Raw genomic sequence first — 16952 nt, forward strand, 5'->3', positions numbered from 1 at the left:
CCTGCACCATATCGCCGGATTAGCCGAAAGATTTGCTGCAATCGCGTGATCCAGCGCACGCTCATGTGCATTTGTCGACATTTCCTTTCGATTGCCCCCCAATGCGGGTTTCTTGCGCGACGCGCGGGCCAGCAATGCGATTCGCGGACGATGAATCGGAAAAGGACGGATGATGCCGCTGAACTTCTACGGGCACCCATTTTCATCATATTGCCAAAAGGCGCTGATCGCGTTGTACGAGAACGATATCAGCTTTGAATTCCGCGTGATCGAGCCGGGCGCGGACGAGATCGTCGCGCAATGGGCGGGCTTATGGCCGCTCAAGCGGTTTCCGCTGCTGGTCGACGGCGATCGGATGGTTGCCGAGTCGAGCATCATCATCGAATATCTCGACCTGCATCATCGCGGAGCCGTCCGGATGCTGCCGGATGATCCGGCCGAAGCGCTCGACGTGCGGTTCATGGACCGCTTCTTCGATCACTATGTCATGAACGTGATGCAGGTGCCGGTGGCCGAGGCCTTGCGCACAGGCGACGCGCGCAAGGACATAGCGCTGGCAGAGGCGAAGGCGGCGCTCGAAACGGCCTATGCCTGGCTCGACCGGCGGCTCGCGGGAAAGACCTGGGCGATGGGCGACACGTTCACGCTTGCCGATTGCGCGGCGGCGCCATCCTTATTCTATGCCGATTGGGTCCATGAGATCGATGGCTATCCCAATCTCCGTTCCTATCGTTCGCGCCTGCTGACCCGGCCATCGTTCAGGCGCGCTGTCGAGGAGGCGCGGCCGTTTCGGCCATATTTTCCGCTAGGGGCACCTGACCGCGACTGAGGTACCTTGAGGGGCGTATCGTCGATCCCTACATAGGCGGCACTGGTTCATTCGGGGATTCTGAAACATGTCTCGGGCGATGGCGATTGGGCGCGGCGTGTTGGCGGCGCTGCTGGTTATGACGATGGTGGCAGGACCAGCCGATGCCCGCCGCGGCGGCAGCTTCGGCAGCCGGGGTTCGCGCACCTATTATTCGCCCACGACGACCCGGCTGGCGCCGACATCGTCGGGGCCGGTCGCGCGATCGATGACGGCGCGGCCGACCTACCAGGCGCCGCAATATCAGCCCAGCTATGCGCCGGCCTATAATCCCCGCCCGCGTTTCGGATTTGGTAGCGGGCTGCTGACCGGTGTCGTGGCCGGCGGACTGATCGGCTCGCTGTTCGGACAACATGGCTGGGGCGGCGGTTATGGCGGCTATGGCATGGGCGGCGGTGCGGGCATGGGGCTGCTCGCGACCCTGATCCAGCTGGCGCTCCTTGGCGGCGTCATCTGGTTCGTGCTGCGGCTGTTCCGCGGCAAACGATCGACGCAACCGCCTTATTATGAGCGGCCGACAAGCTATGCCGCGGAGCCTTATGTCGCGCCGTCGCCGTTCAGCATGGGGCCGGGCGCTCCGTCCTCGGGCGCCGACATTTCGCTAACGGGCGCCGATCAGGAGGCGTTCGAGCGGCTGCTGATCGAGTTGCAGGATGCGTTCGGGCATGAGGATTACGGACGGCTGCGGACGATCACCACGCCCGAAATCATGTCCTATCTGGCCGAAGAGCTCAGCGACAACGCCACGCACGGGCGGCGTAACGAGGTGAGCAGCACACGCCTGCTCGACGCCGAAGTGTCCGAAGCCTGGCGCGACGATGACGGCTCAGATTATGCGACGATCGCGATGCGCTACGAAAGCATCGATGTGATGCGCGACCGCAATTCGGGTGCGATCCTCACCGGGGACCCCGGTCGCCCGACCCAGGCCACCGAATTGTGGACCTTCATTCGCCCGTCGGGTTCATGGAGCACGTGGAAAGTATCCGCGATCCAGGAGGCATAAGCGGTTTTTGAATCATTACGCGTCGGAATCCTGTGTGGCCGCCCGCACCTTATGCAGGAGTAGGAGGCCGCCATGCCTACAGGACCTTAGCGGGTTCGCTTCTGAAGGCTTTACGGCGCGGGGAAGCCGGCTACAAATGAACTATCCGTTGCCGAAGCGCGAATAGAATCGATGTGCCCAAATGGCGCCGCCGGCTGACAGGAATCGGGAGATGCGAATGTCTGAGCAAATCGAATTGACCAGTGTCCACAACACGGCGATCCAGTCAGCCGCGATCCGCGCCGGCCATACGCTGACAGGGTCCGAGCCGAAGATCTTCGAAGATTCGTTGGCGCTGGCGATCAGCGGCATGGCTGAACAGGATGCCATCGCCTTCTGCAAGAATATGGGGCCGAGCAACGCCTCGACTTGCGTCGTGCGTAGCCGCGTCACCGAAGATCGTCTTGCTGCGGCGCGCGAACGCGGCGTCGAACAATATGTGATCCTCGGCGCTGGCCTGGATACTTTTGCGCTGCGCATGGCGGACCGCCTCGGTTCGCTCACCGTCTATGAAATTGATGATCCGGTGTTTCAGCAGTGGAAGCGGGAGCGAATCGAATCGCTGGGACTGAAATCGCCACCACAGCTTCGCTACGCGCCATGCGATTTCGAAACGATGTCAATTGCCGAGGCGCTGGCGCCGGCGGGATTCGACGCCGACCGGCCGGTCTTCATCTCTTGGCTGGGCGTTACGCAATATCTGACGCTCGACGCCATCAGGGAAACGCTCAAATGGGCCGGCAAGTGTGCGCCAGGTTCCGAAATCGTGCTGACCTACACCGATGGCGGTGATCAGAGCGAAACGCTGATCGCCCATGCGGCAACCCGGGGCGTGAAGCTCTATTCGCATCCATCAGCTCAGGAAATGACCGATCTCCTGCGAGAAGCCGGCTTTACCAAGATCGAGCAACAGACACGGGAGCAGGCCAGCGAGCGCTATTTCAAGGATAGGGCTGACGGGCTCGTTGCCCCGGAATTTCAGCGCATGGCGATGGCCATCGTGTAAATTAGCATCGCGACCATACGGCGTCTGACGTCGATATTCCGCTGCGGTGGACTGTCGACGTCAATCCCCGGGTCGAGCGTGATAGCGCGGCGCGATCTTCCCCGCTAAACAGCCTGCCATGTTGCGCCTTACCGAACTGAAACTGCCGCTCGGGCATGCGCCCGAGGCGCTGCCTGCTGCGATCTGCGAACGCCTTGGCATCGCACGCGAGGACCTGCTGGGTTTCGAGATCGTGCGGCGCGGCAATGATGCGCGCCGGAAATCGGCGATCCAGATGGTCTATTCGATCGACGCCGACGTTGCCGACGAAGCCGGCGTGCTCGCGCGATCCGCCGGGAACCCGCATGTCCGGCCGGCCCCCGATACGGCCTATCGCTTCGTCGCGCAGGCGCCGGCCGACTATGCCGGCCCGCGGCCGGTGGTGATCGGCACCGGGCCGTGCGGATTGTTCGCCGGCCTGATCCTCGCGCAGATGGGGTTCCGCCCGATCATCCTCGATCGCGGCAAGGTGGTGCGCGAGCGCACCAAGGATACGTGGGGACTGTGGCGCCGGAGCGTGCTCGATCCCGAATCCAACGTCCAGTTCGGTGAAGGCGGGGCCGGTACCTTCTCCGATGGCAAGCTCTACAGCCAGATCAAGGATCCGCGCTATCTGGGGCGCAAGGTGCTCGCCGAATTCGTCAAGGCCGGCGCCCCGCCCGAAATATTGACAGAGGCGCACCCGCATATCGGCACGTTCCGGTTGGTGACGATGGTCGAAAGCATGCGCGCGGCGGTCGAGGCGCTGGGCGGCGAATATCGGTTCCAGCACCGGGTCGACGATATCGCGGTCGAAACGGCTGCCGACGGTGGCCGCCGGATACGCGGACTGCATCTCAGCACCGGCGAATATCTGGAGGCCGATCATGTCGTGCTCGCGATCGGCCACAGCGCGCGCGATACCTTCCATATGCTCCACGATCGCGGCGTTCATATCGAGGCAAAGCCCTTCTCGATCGGGGTCCGGATCGAGCATCCGCAATCGTGGATCGACACGGCGCGCTTCGGCGCCTGCGCCGGCCATCCCGATCTGGGGGCGGCCGCCTACAGCCTTTCGCACCATTGCAGCAACGGGCGCACTGTCTACAGCTTCTGCATGTGTCCAGGCGGCACGGTAGTTGCCGCGACGTCCGAGGTCGGCTGCGTCGCCACCAATGGCATGAGCCAATATTCGCGCAACGAGCGCAACGCCAATTCGGGGCTGGTGGTCGGTATCGATCCGGCGCGCGACTATCCCGGCCATCCGCTCGCCGGCATCGCGCTGCAGCGGCATTGGGAGCGGCTGGCCTTCGCCGCCGGCGGCTCTTCGTACGCGGCGCCGGGCCAGAAACTTGGCGATTTTCTCGCCGGCCGGCCGTCGAGCGAACTGGGCGAGGTGATTCCGTCCTATCGGCCCGGCGTGCATCTTACCGATCTCGCGAGCTGCCTGCCCGAATTCGTGGTGACGGCGATGCGCGAAGCGTTGCCGGTCTTCGGGCGCCAGATCCCCGGCTATGATCATCCCGACGTGCTGCTCACCGGGGTCGAGACCCGCACCTCGTCGCCGATCCGCATCACCCGCGGCAAGGATTATCAGAGCGTCAACACGGCGAACCTCTTTCCCGCTGGCGAAGGCGCAGGTTATGCTGGCGGTATTCTCTCGGCGGCGGTTGACGGGATCAAGGTCGCAGAGGCGGTGGCGACGGCGATGATGAGCGCTCGATAGAGGATCGCAACCGGACCGCCGGTGGATCGTTACGGGGAAGGCTCAGGCCGATCCCATGGGCACGAACAGGCGGAGAAACAGGTGACACGTTTGATCGGAATGATGGAGCGCGGATGCGCGGTGGCGGCGCTTCTGCTGATATCGGCGGCTGCCGTCGCACAGAACAGCGAGACAAGCGCCGATTCGGGGCATCCGAGCCGGTTCGAGGAAACGCGCAAGGAGGCCGGTGCGATCATCACCCAGCCCGCGCGCGACGTCGGCGTATCGAAGACGGTGATCCCCCCGCTGCTGGTGAAGGCGGCGGAAGATCCTTACGGCCTGGGCGGGCTCAAGAGCTGCCGCCAGATCGCTGGCGCGGTTCGGGAACTCGATGAGGTGCTCGGCCCCGATTTTACAGCGCACAAGGCCTATAAGGAAAACCGTGCGGGAAAGCTGGCGAAGGAAGGCGGCGAAACCGTGATCAACTCATTCATTCCGTTCCGCGGGCTGGTTCGCGAAGTCACGGGCGCCGCGCCCGCCGAGCGTCGCCGCGAAGCCGCGATCGCCGTCGGCTATGCGCGGCGCGGCTTTCTGCGCGGCGTGATGCAGGGCAGGGGCTGTCGCGGCTGATCCGTCGCCGCTCTTTCGCTCGTGTGAGGGTATAAAAGCCCCTCCCCTTCAGGGGAGGGGCTTTCGGCACATTTCTTCACGCCTCAGCGCACCAGCACACCGTGCGCCTTCTTGCCTGCCGACAGCCGCACCGGCGCATCGCCGACGGTCACGATCGCATTTTCGTCGGCCACCTTGTCGCCTTCGATGCGCGCGCCGCCGCCCTTGATCAGCCGGCGGGCCTCGCCCTTCGATGCGACCAGCCCGAGATTGAGGAGCGCGTCGACGATGCCGATCGATCCTTCGGGAACGCTGAACGTCGGCAGTTGCTCGCCGGCCGAGCCCTCCTCGAAGGTCTTGCGCGCGGTTTCGGCCGCGGCTTCGGCGGCCTCGGCGCCGCGGCACATCGCGGTCGCGGCATTGGCGAGGATCTTCTTGGCCTCGTTGATCTCGGCGCCACCCAGCGCCTCCAGCCGCGCGATCTCGTCGAGCGGCAGATCGGTGAACAGCCGCAGGAAACGGCCGACATCCTTGTCGTGGGTGTTCCGCCAGAACTGCCAGTAATCATAAGCCGGCAGCGAATCCTCGTGCAGCCACACCGCGCCCGACACCGTCTTGCCCATCTTGCCGCCGTCGGCCGTCGTGATCAAAGGCGTGGTGACGCCGAACACTTCGGTGCCGTCGATCCGGCGCGCCAGCTCGATACCGTTGACGATATTGCCCCACTGATCGGAGCCGCCCATCTGCAGCCGGCAGCCGTTGCGGCGCGACAGCTCCAGGAAGTCATAGGCTTGCAGGATCATGTAATTGAATTCGAGGAAGCTCAGCGATTGCTCGCGATCGAGCCGCAGCTTGACCGAATCGAAGCTCAGCATCCGGTTGATCGAGAAGTGCTGGCCGACATCGCGCAGGAACGGAATATATTCGAGCTTGTCGAGCCAATCGGCATTGTTGACCATCACCGCATCGGACGGGCCCTCGCCGAACGTCAGGAAGCGATCGAAGATGCGCTGGATCGAGGCGACATTGCCGGCGATCATATCGGTGGTCAGCAGCTTGCGGGCTTCGTCCTTGAAGCTCGGATCGCCGATCTTGCTGGTGCCGCCGCCCATCAGCACGATCGGCTTGTGGCCGGTCTGCTGCATGCGGCGCAGGAGCATGATCTGGACGAGGCTGCCGACGTGGAGCGACGGAGCCGTGGCGTCGAAGCCGATATAGCCGGGCACCACCGATGTCGCGGCGAGCGCATCCAGCGCGCTGGCGTCGGTCGCCTGATGGATATAGCCTCGCTCGGTGAGAAGGCGCAGCAGATCGGATTTATGTGCGGTCATAACGCGCGGGCGCTTAGCATGGGGTTGGACGGATGGGTAGCATGTTGGCGGTGGGTTTGATGTCGGGCACGTCGCTGGACGGCATCGACGCCGCGTTGATCGAGACCGACGGGCTCGGCTACATCCGCCCGATCGCGTTCCGCAGCGATCCGTACAGCGTGCAGGCGCGCGATCAACTGCGCGAGGCGTCCGCGCTCGCGCTCAGCTTCGAAAGCCCGCGTCAGGCGAAGACGATCGTTGAGGCAGAGGCGATGGTGACGCGGCGCCATATTTTGTCGGTGCGTCAATTGTTGACCGATGCCGGCGTGGCAGCAGAGGCGGTCGGCGTGGTCGGCTTTCATGGCCAGACGATCGCGCACCGCCCCGATCGCGGCTGGACCTGGCAAATCGGCGACGGCCGCGCGATGGCCGATGCGCTGGGCATCCACGTCGTCAACGATCTGCGATCGGCCGATGTCGCGGCGGGCGGGCAGGGCGCGCCCTTGCTGCCGGTCTATCACCGCGCGATGACATCGGGGATCGGTGCGCCGGTGGCGGTGCTCAACCTTGGCGGGGTCGCGAATATTACCTGGATGGGGACTGGCGAGCACGCGGTGATCGCGTTCGATACCGGGCCCGCCAACAGCCTGATCGACGATTGGATGCTGGCCGAGACCGGATCGCCTTATGACGCCGGCGGCATGTTCGCGGCGCGCGGGGCGGTCGATGAGACGGTGCTGGCGACAATGCTCGATAATCCGTGGTTCGATGCGCCCCCGCCGAAGTCGCTCGATCGCGCCGATTTCACGATCCAGCCCGCGCGCGGGCTTTTGCCGGCCGACGGCGCCGCGACCCTGACCGCCTTCACCGCGCGGACGGTGGCGCTGGCGCTCGGCCATCTGCCGGAGCGGCCGCGCCGGTTGATCGTTGCCGGCGGCGGGCGCCACAACCGGACGTTGATGGATATGGTCTCGGCCGCGTGCGGGGTGCCTGCCGAGCCGATCGAGGTGCTCGGCTGGAATGGCGATGCGACCGAGGCGGAGGGCTTTGCCTATATGGCGGTGCGCGCGCTGGGCGGGCATCCGATCAGCTTCCCCGGCACCACCGGCGCGCCCGTGCCGCTGACCGGTGGCGTGGTGCATCGGGCGTGAGAGGGCTCTCCACCCCTTTCCGTCATCCCAGCGAAGGCTGGGATCCCCCCAATGCCTGTTCCAAGCGGTGAGCCGAGAGGGATTCCCTTCGCTGGAATGACGGGGATCTGCGGCGAATGTGGGAGGGCGTTTATCGACCCATTGCAGACATGACATTGAGTGCTATTAATGGAGCAAGATGAGCAAAGCATACGAATGGGCATCGCGGCCGCCGAATACCGTAGAGCGGGTAAGTGCTGGTATTTGGCTTGTGCTATGGCTGTTTTCATCAGCTAATATCTTTGCAGAATGGCACTTATTCGGCCGTTATGACGGCACGGTTGGGGGATTGCTTACCCTCGTCGGTTTTATGGGATTGGCTCTCTTGCCGAAGGTCAAACGGACTGAAGCCGATCAATAATCTACGACCCGGTTTCCACCCTAGGCTGTCATTTGGCGGACTCTGCTGCAGGACACTGTGCGTTGGAAGGCGTCTTCGCCTCGCTCAGATGAACGATGTGCTCAGCCATATAGAACAGAGCGTCAGCAAGTGTCGTGAGACGCGCGAAATTTGTTAGGCGCATGGGGAAGATCCAACGATGAAACGCCTGCTCACCAGCCTCGGCTATCGCGCGGTTGCGGCTGGCTTGCGCATCCCCGACTTCGCCGCCGCCCGCGCGTTTCACCAGCAGGCGCGCACGATGCAACTCATCCGCACGCTGGACATCAATCTTGTCCTCGATGTCGGTGCGAACCGCGGCTTCTGGTCGCAGCATTTGCGGATGTCGGGCTATCGCGGCCAGATCGTGTCGTTCGAGCCGATCGCGGGCAATACCGGCGCGATCGAGGCAAAGCGCAAGGGCGACCCTTGCTGGCTGGCGATGCGCTGTGCGCTCGGCGCCGAGGATGGAGCCGCCGATTTCAACGTCGTGCTGAGCGGTGCGGCCGATGAAACCGTGCTCAGTTCCTTCCTGGCGATCCGCAATCAAAATGCCCGGACGACGATCGAGCAGGTCGAGGTCAAGCGACTGGAGAGCCTGTGGCCGCTGCTGTCCGGGCTGGTGCCCGATCCGCGCATCTTCCTGAAGATGGACACGCAGGGCTTTGATCCGCAGGTGATCGCCGGGGCTGGCGCGGTGCTCGATCATGTCCGGCTGCTGCAGTCCGAAATATCGGTCGAGCCGCTTTATGACGGGATGACCCATTATACCGATGCGCTGCTTGGCTATGAGGCGCTGGGCTTCCGGCTGATGGACCTGTTCGTCGTCAACCGCACGGCAGATGGCGGCGTGCTCGAATATGATTGCCTGATGGCGCGGCCATAGGATCAGGAAAAGCGGCTGAAATCCGGTGCGCGGCGCTCGGCAAAGGCCGCGAACGCCTCCTGCGCCTCGGCCGACGCCAGGCGGGCGAGGAACTGGGTGATTTCCTCCTCCATATGCGCGGTGATCGCGCGTTGCGGGCGCATCAACCTCTTGGTGGCGATCAGGGCGCCGAGCGGTTGGCGGACGAGCCGCCGGGCAACCGCATCCGCCGTCGCATGCAGATCGGCAAGCGGCACGACTTTGTTGGCAAGGCCCCAGGCGAGCGCATCCTGAGCGCCGACCGCGTCGCCGAGTGCGAACATCGCGAACGCGCGGACATGGCCGATCAGCCCGGGCAGCAGCAGGCTCGACGCTGCCTCCGGCGCCAGTGCGAGGCTGACGAACGGCGCCGACAGGACCGCATCCTCGGCCAGCACGACATGGTCGCAATGCAGCAGCATCGTCGTCCCGATTCCGACCGCGCGGCCCTGGACCGCCGCCACCAGCGGCTTTTCCAGCGCCGCCAGCGTCCGCAGGAAGCGCATGACATTGGCCGGTCCACCCGACGAAGCCGTGGCCGCGAATTCGCCAAGATCGTTGCCGGCGCAGAACATATCGCCTTCACCGCGGATCAGGATCGTGCGCACCGCGGGGTCGCTTTGCGCCGACTCCAGTTGATCGGCGAGCGCCGCGTACATCGCGTCGGTCAGCGCATTCTTCTTGTCCGGTCGGTTCAGGATCAGGGTCAGAATGCCGCCGTCGTTGAGGACGATGATATGTTCGGTCATGGGCCGCCCTGCGCTCACTTCTTCCGGCTCAGCGCGCGCATCGCGTCGTCGAGCCCCGTCAAGGTCAGCGGATACATGCGCCCGCCCATCAGTTCGCTGATCAACTGGGTCGATTGCGAATATTTCCACTGTTCCTTCGGCACCGGGTTGAGCCATGCCGCGGACGCATAGATGTTCGTCATGCGCTGGATCCAGACGGCGCCGGCTTCCTCGTTGAAATGTTCGACCGATCCGCCGGGATGGGTGATCTCATAGGGGCTCATCGCCGCATCGCCCACGAAGATCAGTTTGTAATCATGGCCGAATTTATGGAGCGTATCCCAGGTGGGGGTGCGTTCGGCAAAGCGGCGGCGATTGTCCTTCCACAGGCTTTCATAGACGCAATTGTGGAAATAGAAGAATTCGAGATGCTTGAATTCGGCGGTCGCCGCCGAGAACAGTTCCTCGCACAGCTTGATATGCGAATCCATCGATCCGCCGATATCAAGGAACAGCAACAGCTTGATCGCATTGCGCCGCTCGGGCCGCATCTGCACGTCGAGCCAGCCCTTGCGTGCGGTGCCGTCGATGGTGGCATCGATATCGAGTTCGTCGGCGGCGCCGGCGCGGGCGAAGCGGCGCAGCCGGCGCAGGGCGACCTTGATGTTGCGCGTGCCGAGTTCGACATCATTGTCGAGATTCTTGAACTCGCGCTGTTCCCACACCTTGATCGCGCGATTGTGCTTGCTCTTGCCGCCGATGCGGACGCCTTCGGGGTTATAGCCATTGTTGCCATAAGGCGATGTGCCGCCAGTGCCGATCCACTTGCTGCCGCCCTGATGACGGCCCTGCTGCTCCTCGAGCCGCTTCTTGAGCGTCTCCATGATCTCGTCCCAGTCGCCGAGCGCCTTGATCTTTTCCATCTCCTCGGGCGAGAGGAATTTTTCGGCGACCGCCTTCAGCCATTCCGCGGGGATTTCGGCCTGTTCGGTCGAGTAGCTGCTCTCGATCCCGCGGAAGACCTTGGCGAACACCTTGTCGAAGCGATCGAGCAGGCCTTCGTCCTTCACATAGACGGCGCGGGCGAGATAATAGAAATCCTCCGGCGTGCGATCGATCACGTCGCTGTGCAGCGCCTCGAGCAGCAGCAGATGCTCCTTGAGGCTGGCCTTGATGCCGGCCGCGCGCAATTCATCGAGAAAGCCGAAAAACATCAGGCGATCCTATCGCGATGATGCCGCGTCCACCAGAGCGCGAGCAGGCTGATCGCGGTGGCGGCGCTCAGATAATAGCCGACATAGGCAAGGCCGCCGCGATCGGCGAGCCACTGTGCAACCAACGGCACCGGCGCCGCGCCCAAAATGCCTGCGATGTTGAAGGTCATCGATGCGCCGGTGTAGCGCACCCGCGACGGGAACAGCGAGGGCAGGAAGGCGCCGAGCGGGCCATAGACGAAGCCCATCATGAACAAGGCCAGCGCCAACCACAGGAAGATCGGCAGCAGGCTGCCGCTCAGAAACATCGGGCCGAGCAGGAAGCCGGTGCCGATCGTGCCGATGCAGCCACCCATCAGCACATTGCGCGCCGACGACAGATCGGACCACCAGCCCGCCAGCATGATGCCGCCGGCCATGAACAGGATCGCGACGAGCTGGATCGACAGGAAGGTTTCCTGCGGATAGCCGAGCGATTTGGTTCCATAGCCGAGCGCGAACGCGGTCGCGAGATAATAGGTCGCGAAACAGGCGATCGCGGCGAAGGTGCCGGCGATCGTTGGCGAGAGATGATCGCGAAACAGTTCGGCGATCGGCACTTTCGGCGGCTCGGCCTCGGCGAGCGCGGCCTTGAACGCCGGCGTCTCGGTTAGCTTCAACCGCACCCACAGGCCGACCGCGACGAGGGCGGCCGAACCGATGAACGGCAGGCGCCAGCCCCAGGCGAGGAATTGCGCCGAACTCAGGGTGACACCGAGGATCAGAAATAGGCCGTTGGCCGCGATGAAGCCCACCGGAGCGCCGAGCTGCGGGAACATGCCGAATCGTCCGCGCCAGCCCGGCGGGGCATTTTCGACCGCGAGCAATGCCGCGCCGCCCCACTCGCCGCCAAGGCCGATTCCCTGGCCGACGCGCAGGACGCACAGCAGCAGAGGCGCGATCCAGCCGGCCATCTGATAGGTCGGCAGGAAGGCGATTAAGGTCGTCGATCCGCCCATCAGCAGCAGCGACGCGACCAGCGTCGATTTGCGGCCGATGCGATCGCCGAAATGCCCGAACAGCCATGCCCCGAGCGGCCGCGCCAGAAAGGCGAGGCCAAGCGTGGCGTAGGATTGCATCAACTGGGCGGATACCGACGATTTGGGGAAGAAGAGGGGCCCGAACACCAAAGAGGCTGCCGTTGCATAGATATAGAAATCGTAGAATTCGACCGCGGTGCCGACCAGGCTGGCGATCAGGATGCGCGGCGTCGAGGCCGATTGAGTGTTCGTGCTGTCCGTCATCGCGCTCCCCAGGTCCGTGCCGGGATTGGCGCGCCGGGCGGCCGGGGTCAAGCGCTCGCGAAAAGGCTCCGGAACGCGGGACGCTCCGGAGCCTTATCCCTCAGCTCAGCTCAGCTCGGGATCAACGGCAGCGCACGCTGCCGCGATCGATCGACTGGCCGAGCAGCGCACCGCCACCAGCGCCCAACAGGGTGCCGAGCGTGGCGGAACGCCCGCCGGAAATGGCGTTGCCCAGCAGTCCGCCGGCCACCGCGCCGACGATCAGGCCGGTCGTGCCATCGCTGCGGCGGCAATAATAGCGATTGTCGCGGCCGCGATAGATCCGGTCGTTACGGCCGAGGCGGCGCTCGCCATAGCCGGGATCGGCGCGATAATAACGCGACGCATCATAATAGCCGTAGCGCGGATCGGGGCGGTTATAGTCGTATCGCTGGTAAGCGCGCCATTCGGCACGGTCGTTGCCGCGGCGGTCATCGCGATCATGGTGACGATCGCGATCGCCTCCGTGATCACCGTCATCGTGGCGGCGGTCTCCATCGTCATGACGACGATCGCCGTCATCATGATCGCGGCGACCATTGGCCTGCGCCCATGGCGGAGGGTCGGCGAAAACGGTGGTGGTGGGGGCGATGGTGGCGACGAGGGCGGCCGCGAGAATGAATTTGCGCATGGGGAACTCCGTTCGATGTCTTTTTAGTTGCGGCATCAGAACGGACCGGGCGCGTGATAAGTTGCGTGAACCGAAAACTACCTGTCGTTCACCGTTCCGACAGCCGCCGGAACGCGGCGCTGGCCAGCCAGCCGAGCACCAGCGACAAGGCGACGGCACCCAGCCCGTACAGGAACGAATTGCGTTCGGCCGAGCGCGCGACATAGGCCTCGAAGCCCGATTTCGCGATGTCGATGTCGCGCGTAGCGGCGGCCACCACCCGGCCATTTTCGATCAGGAAGGTCTCGGCCGTATATTTGCCGACCGGCACGCGTGCGGGGATCGCGATGCGCGCGCGGTAGAGCACGCCTTCGCGAATCTCGACGCCATTTGCGGTTTCCGAATAATAGCCGCCCCGGCGCTTGAGATCGACCACGCCATCCTCGAACGCGCGATCGTCGGCGGGATCGCCGCTGGCGGGCGAAAGCTGGAGATTGTCGATGCCCAGTTCGTAGATCACGGCGGTGCGATCCTTGACGATCTGCGCGATCGGCCGGGAGGCGGCCAGGGCATAAAAGGACGGCACCGATCGGAAATCGGCGCTGGCGGCGTTGATCCACATGCCGGCGATCTTGCGCTTCTGGCGGATCAGCACCGCCTCCGACGGTCCCTTGATCACGACCGCGATCTCGGGATGCCGGCTCGGCACCTTGCCGCCGGGATAGAGGATCGCGCCGAACAGCAGCAGTTCGGCGCCGGTGAAGCTGTAGATGATGTCGATCTTGTTCTGCGAGACATCCGGGACAAGCCGGGGCGCTTCCGCTCCCATCAGTAGCGGCGTGAAACATAGCAGCCCCAGCCATCCTCTCATGCCGGCTGCACCGTGAAGATCTCGGGCGGCCGCCACGTCAGCCCCAGCCCCATGCGAAACGCGATCACCAGCACCATGAAGGCCAGGATCAACCGCAGATATTCGGGCTTCAGCAGCTGGGTCATCCGCGCGCCGATCTGCGCGCCGGTGACGCTACCGATCAGCAGCAGGCCGGCGAGCACGATATCCACGGCATGGGTGGTCATCGCATGTACCATCGTCGTCGCGGCGGTGACGAACAGGATCTGGAACAAGGAGGTGCCGACCACGACGCGCGTCGACATGCCGAGCAGATAGATCATCGCCGGCACCAGGATGAAGCCACCGCCGACCCCCATCAGCACGGTCATCACGCCGGTCGCGAAGCCGAGCAGCAACGGCGCGAGCGGCGAGATATAGAGGCCCGATTTGTAGAAACGCCACCGGAACGGCAGCACCGCGATCAGCGGATGGTGCCGCTTGGCCTGCGCCCGCGGCCGCTCGCCGCGGCGTTGCGCCATGATGCTGCCGATCGATTCGCGCGCCATGATCACACCGATCCCGCCGAGCAGCACGACATACATCAGGCTGACGACCGTATCGATCTGCCCCATCGCCTGCAGCACCCGAAAGGCAAAGCCGCCCGCCAGCGCCCCCAGCGCCCCACCGACGACGAGCACCGCCCCCATATGATAGTCGACCCCGTCACGCCGACCATGCGCCATCACCCCGGATACGCTGGCCCCGGTGATCTGTGTGGCCGAGGACGCGACCGCGACGGCGGGCGGTATGCCGTAGAAAATGAGGAGCGGCGTCGTCAGGAACCCCCCGCCGACCCCGAACATCCCCGACAGCAGCCCCACAATCCCGCCGAGGCCGATCATCATGAAGACGTTCACCGACAGGCCGGCGATGGGGAGGTAGAGATCCATGGCGGATCAGGGGTAGCGCAGATGGGCGGCGGGGGGGAACTGGTTTCGGAGCTTCGCCAAGGCCAGATTGAACAGATGCCTGCGGTAAACACCGCAGGCATCCTCAAGCTTATAGCGAATGTTCTTTGACGCCGGCCATGACCAGCCAGCCGATCGCATAAGTGATCAGCAGGGAGAAAAACACGGTGAGAACGATCCGCCCGCGTTCCGGGAATTGCGATTTCACGGGCAAATTGGGTTCGACCACGCGGACGATATATAATTGCTGCTTGGATGCCTGGTCGCGCGCCTTTTCCAGGTTTGCGGCCGCGGCCTCATAACGCTTCGCCGCGAACTCTTGCCGAACTTTAAGGTCTTCATAATTACCGAGATTTGCAGCAATCGCGTCGCCGCCCACCACCAGCTTGCCGGACTGGCCCGCAACCTGCGCACTCAACGCCCGCACGCGCGCCGCGGTGGCGACATATTGGGGGCTGGAAGGCGAGATGATCCCCTGCATGCTCGCAAGCTGCGCGCGCGCCTGGGTCAGGGCGATCGAGAGCGTGCTGACGAGTCCGATCTGCGCCCTGCCTGAGCCTTCCGGATCGATGTCGCCCCGCTGCTGGCGGAAGCTCGTCATACGGACCTGAAAGGCGGCAAGCGCGGTTTCGGCATCAGCCAATTGACGCCCAGCGGAGGAAAGCGTGTCGGTCAGGCTGCGTTGGTTCAGTAGGTTGACCCGCTGCTCACCCATCAGCATCAGCTGCTTAATGATCGCGTAAGAATCTGCGGGACGAAAGGTTCGCACCTGCAATTTGGTGATCCCGCTGTCGCTGTCGAAATGGACTGACACCTGTTTGCGATAATATTTCAGTAACGCTTCGGGTGTGGGATTCGCACTCTGCAGCCGTGTCGCGATATCCGCCTCGGGGCGGCGGAAGCGATCGATGATGTTCACGCGGCGATTGAGATTCAGCACCGCATCCTGGGAATCGAGATAGTCGTTGACGCTTAACGCATCACTCCGGGTTTGCGAAATGCCTGGGGTCATTCCCAGAAACTGCCCGAATCCACTTGAGAGGCCCGGCGAGGAATCCGCCGTTCGCACCACGAAATGGGCCTCGGATTGATACTGATCGGCGGCGACAAGGTAATAATATGCCGCCGTAACAAGTGTCGGCACGATGACGATTAGCAAAAAGGCCCGGTTGCGCTTTGCCCATGCGCGCAGCGATATGGCAAAAGACGCCATAGCACCGGGCTTTTCGTGCGGTTCGTAAACGGGCTGAGGCCTAATGATTCCGTGCATTGTCGTTCCAGAACATGAATTGATCCCGTCGCCGGGGCGAGCCTTCACGAAAGATGGACACGCTCCCGGGCCTTCTTGATCGCGATCAGGCCGATATATGTCACAATAGCGCAACAGGCCGTTATATACGAGCCGTCCAGATATGTATCCGGTGCGCTTTCGAACATGCCATATCTAACATATTCGAATATGAGCGCCATCGGATTCCATTCCATGAACGTTTTGAATGGTCCGGAGAGCCAATCCATCATCAGGAACGCGCCCGAAATCGGCATAGTAAAATAGGTGATCGGATGGATCAGCCGCCCTAATGTGGGGCGCTCGTAGACGGAGGCGGTTACGATCATACCCAGCCCGAAGGCGAGCCAAACGAGCCAGGCGATACCGGCAAAAAGATAGAGCGGCCGCGCGGGCAAATTGGCATATCCGAGAATGATCGATGCCGAGAGCAGGATCACCAGCGCGCTGAAGCAGCCGGCTGTTTCGATGATCGTGCGGGCGATGGACATCGTCAGGACCGAAATCATCCGGTGGTACAAAAGCACCGCATTTCCTTCGAGGATCGCGTCGGCTCGCGAAAAGATCCCGCGAAAGATAATGAAAACCGTATATCCCAGGATACCGAATGGCACCGGGTTTATGTCGCTTCCGGTGTGGGCGCCTTGAAAAGAGTGAAGGATGCCGATCACCGTTGCAAACGTAAGCGGTTCGCCGATCATCCACAAATAGCCGATATTGTTGCGGCCGAAGCGGGTGTGAAGCTCCCGTATTACCAGAGCCCCAATCACATGGATTTGACCCGTCAGGTCGTTATAGAAGCTCGACGGCGGGCGACTCATGCAGTTCCAAAGCCTTTAAAATGAAGATACTGCCGATGGGAAATGGCTGGATCTTCATTGCGTTGTAATCCAAAGCGAGCCACCATACCCTGCGGAACCCCGGACTTGCAACCCTCGCAACCGCTATTCTCTCCA

17 protein-coding genes are annotated in these 16952 nt (G+C 63.3%); 8 read left to right on the top strand and 9 right to left on the bottom strand.

Features of this window, described 5'->3' with window-relative positions; translation table 11 throughout:
* The first annotated feature begins 172 nt into the window (after positions 1 to 172).
* The 5 genes from BLS13_RS01245 to BLS13_RS01265 all read left to right on the top strand — a co-directional run bounded on the left by BLS13_RS01245 (position 173) and on the right by BLS13_RS01265 (position 5272).
* Entirely contained in the window at positions 173 to 829 is a 657-nt protein-coding gene (locus tag BLS13_RS01245; protein ID WP_093449507.1) for a glutathione S-transferase family protein, read from the top strand.
* Positions 830 to 896: 67 nt separating this feature from the next.
* Positions 897 to 1874 (top strand): TIM44-like domain-containing protein, encoded by a 978-nt coding sequence (locus BLS13_RS01250; protein ID WP_093449134.1) that lies wholly within the window; start codon positions 897 to 899, stop codon positions 1872 to 1874.
* Between the two features lie 217 nt (positions 1875 to 2091).
* Positions 2092 to 2919: a class I SAM-dependent methyltransferase gene (locus BLS13_RS01255; protein ID WP_176943378.1), complete on the top strand. Its 828-nt coding sequence runs from the start codon at positions 2092 to 2094 to the stop codon at positions 2917 to 2919.
* Positions 2920 to 3037: 118 nt separating this feature from the next.
* On the top strand, positions 3038 to 4663 hold the full coding sequence (locus tag BLS13_RS01260; protein ID WP_093449140.1) for an NAD(P)/FAD-dependent oxidoreductase: 1626 nt from the start codon (positions 3038 to 3040) through the stop codon (positions 4661 to 4663).
* 81 nt (positions 4664 to 4744) lie between these two features.
* Complete coding sequence (locus tag BLS13_RS01265) at positions 4745 to 5272, top strand: hypothetical protein (protein WP_256325649.1); 528 nt, start codon at positions 4745 to 4747, stop codon at positions 5270 to 5272.
* An 83-nt stretch (positions 5273 to 5355) separates the two neighbouring features.
* On the opposite strand, the gene tyrS is transcribed toward BLS13_RS01265, so the two are convergent.
* A complete protein-coding gene (gene tyrS / locus BLS13_RS01270) occupies positions 5356 to 6582 on the bottom strand; it encodes a tyrosine--tRNA ligase (protein WP_093449142.1) in 1227 nt (408 codons plus the stop codon).
* 41 nt (positions 6583 to 6623) lie between these two features.
* On the opposite strand from tyrS, the gene BLS13_RS01275 reads away from it, so the two are divergent.
* From BLS13_RS01275 to BLS13_RS01280, 3 genes are all read left to right on the top strand, one after another.
* Positions 6624 to 7712 (top strand): anhydro-N-acetylmuramic acid kinase, encoded by a 1089-nt coding sequence (locus tag BLS13_RS01275; protein WP_093449145.1) that lies wholly within the window; start codon positions 6624 to 6626, stop codon positions 7710 to 7712.
* Between the two features lie 178 nt (positions 7713 to 7890).
* Positions 7891 to 8112 carry a hypothetical protein gene (locus BLS13_RS20215; RefSeq protein ID WP_143011835.1) on the top strand — a complete coding sequence of 74 codons (222 nt, stop codon included), beginning with the start codon at positions 7891 to 7893 and terminating at the stop codon, positions 8110 to 8112.
* 178 nt (positions 8113 to 8290) lie between these two features.
* Positions 8291 to 9016 carry an FkbM family methyltransferase gene (locus BLS13_RS01280; protein ID WP_093449147.1) on the top strand — a complete coding sequence of 242 codons (726 nt, stop codon included), beginning with the start codon at positions 8291 to 8293 and terminating at the stop codon, positions 9014 to 9016.
* A 2-nt stretch (positions 9017 to 9018) separates the two neighbouring features.
* Here the strand turns inward: BLS13_RS01280 and BLS13_RS01285 are convergent, their stop codons facing one another.
* The 8 genes from BLS13_RS01285 to BLS13_RS01320 all read right to left on the bottom strand — a co-directional run bounded on the left by BLS13_RS01285 (position 9019) and on the right by BLS13_RS01320 (position 16817).
* Entirely contained in the window at positions 9019 to 9783 is a 765-nt protein-coding gene (locus BLS13_RS01285; protein ID WP_093449150.1) for an enoyl-CoA hydratase-related protein, read from the bottom strand.
* Positions 9784 to 9797: 14 nt separating this feature from the next.
* Entirely contained in the window at positions 9798 to 10976 is a 1179-nt protein-coding gene (locus BLS13_RS01290) for a vWA domain-containing protein (RefSeq protein ID WP_093449153.1), read from the bottom strand.
* Positions 10976 to 12259 (bottom strand): MFS transporter, encoded by a 1284-nt coding sequence (locus BLS13_RS01295; protein ID WP_093449155.1) that lies wholly within the window; start codon positions 12257 to 12259, stop codon positions 10976 to 10978. The genes BLS13_RS01290 and BLS13_RS01295 overlap by 1 nt, the downstream gene beginning before the upstream one ends.
* A 121-nt stretch (positions 12260 to 12380) precedes the next feature.
* Complete coding sequence (locus tag BLS13_RS01300; RefSeq protein WP_093449158.1) at positions 12381 to 12929, bottom strand: glycine zipper 2TM domain-containing protein; 549 nt, start codon at positions 12927 to 12929, stop codon at positions 12381 to 12383.
* Between the two features lie 88 nt (positions 12930 to 13017).
* Positions 13018 to 13779 carry a TIGR02186 family protein gene (locus tag BLS13_RS01305; protein WP_093449160.1) on the bottom strand — a complete coding sequence of 254 codons (762 nt, stop codon included), beginning with the start codon at positions 13777 to 13779 and terminating at the stop codon, positions 13018 to 13020.
* Entirely contained in the window at positions 13776 to 14690 is a 915-nt protein-coding gene (locus BLS13_RS01310; RefSeq protein WP_093449162.1) for a sulfite exporter TauE/SafE family protein, read from the bottom strand. Before BLS13_RS01310 ends, BLS13_RS01305 begins: the two co-directional genes overlap by 4 nt.
* 109 nt (positions 14691 to 14799) lie before the next feature.
* Positions 14800 to 15921 carry a KpsE/RkpR family capsule polysaccharide export protein gene (locus BLS13_RS01315; protein WP_256325650.1) on the bottom strand — a complete coding sequence of 374 codons (1122 nt, stop codon included), beginning with the start codon at positions 15919 to 15921 and terminating at the stop codon, positions 14800 to 14802.
* A gap of 101 nt (positions 15922 to 16022) precedes the next feature.
* Positions 16023 to 16817 carry an ABC transporter permease gene (locus tag BLS13_RS01320; protein WP_093449167.1) on the bottom strand — a complete coding sequence of 265 codons (795 nt, stop codon included), beginning with the start codon at positions 16815 to 16817 and terminating at the stop codon, positions 16023 to 16025.
* Between the last annotated feature and the right edge of the window lie 135 nt (positions 16818 to 16952).

Origin of the sequence: Sphingomonas sp. YR710 (assembly GCF_900101455.1) — a bacterium.
Taxonomy (GTDB): Bacteria; Pseudomonadota; Alphaproteobacteria; order Sphingomonadales; family Sphingomonadaceae; genus Rhizorhabdus.